A 1,099-nucleotide genomic window follows, 5' to 3' on the forward strand; every position below is an offset into this window, starting at 1 on the left:
GGCCACCACGGTCGCCGCGACCAGCGCGATCGCCGCGGCGGCCGAGATCGGGGTCTTCGCCACCGGCGGGCTCGGCGGCGTGCACCGCGAGGCCAACAGCACCTTCGACGAGTCCAACGACCTGACCACGCTGGCCCGTACGCCGATCGTCGTGGTCTGTGCCGGGGTCAAGTCGATCCTCGACGTCGGCGCCACCCTGGAGCGCCTGGAGACCCTCGGGGTCTCCGTCGCCGGGTACGGCACCCACCGCTTCCCCGGCTTCTTCGTCACCGACGGCGGTTTCGACGTCGACTGGCGGCTGGACTCCCCGAAGCAGGTCGCCGACGTCATCGCGGCCCGGGCTGACCAGGGCGTCGGCGCCGGCGCGCTGGTGCTGGGCAACCCGCTGCCGGCCGACGAGCAGCTCGACCCGGCCCTGCACGACCGCACCCTGGCCGAGGGGCTGGAGCTGCTGGCCCGGGACGGGGTCACCGGCAAGGCCGTGACGCCGTTCCTGCTGGCGCACTTCCACAGCAGCACCGAGGGCAGGAGCCTGGCCGTCAACGTACGGATCATCCTGCGCAACGCGGCCCTGGCGGCCCAGATCGCGGCCGCGGCCACCCCGGCCCCGGCGACCCTGGGCTTCGCGCTGCCGTGAGCGTGCTGGTGGTCGGTGACCTGGTGACGGACGTGCTGGTCACGCACGCCGGACCGCTCGCCGTGGGCTCCGACACCGAGGCGCGGATCCTGGTCGGCGGGGGCGGGCAGGCGGCCAACACGGCTGCCTGGCTCGCCTACGCCGGGGCGGGCGCCACCCTGATCGCCGCGGTCGGTGACGATCATGCCGGCCGGGAACGGATCGCCGAGCTGGTCGCCGCCGGGGTGCGGTGCACGGTGCGGGCCCATCCCGGGGTACCGACGGGCAGCGTGGTGGTGCTCAGTTCGGCTGACGAGCGCACCATGATCACCGACCGGGGGGCCGCGCTGCTGCTGGACCCGGCGGATGTCACGGCTGCCGTCAAGGCCGCGCAGGGCGTCACCCACCTGCATCTCTCCGGCTATCCCCTGCTGCACGCGGGGTCGCGGCCGGGTGGGCTGGCCGCGCTGGCGGCGGCCCGGG

Annotated in this window: 2 protein-coding genes; both read left to right on the forward strand. The window is 75.0% G+C overall.

What is annotated here, in order from left to right; translation table 11 throughout:
• Positions 1 to 637: pseudouridine-5'-phosphate glycosidase (locus tag AB0C29_RS49860; protein ID WP_360835594.1), on the forward strand; the 637-nt coding region annotated here is incomplete at its 5' end.
• Between the two features lie 2 nt (positions 638 to 639).
• On the forward strand, positions 640 to 1,099 hold a 460-nt coding region (locus AB0C29_RS49865), incomplete at its 3' end, for a PfkB family carbohydrate kinase (RefSeq protein WP_360835596.1).

It is taken from the genome of Actinoplanes sp. NPDC048791 (assembly GCF_040650095.1).
Taxonomy (GTDB): Bacteria; Actinomycetota; Actinomycetes; order Mycobacteriales; family Micromonosporaceae; genus Actinoplanes.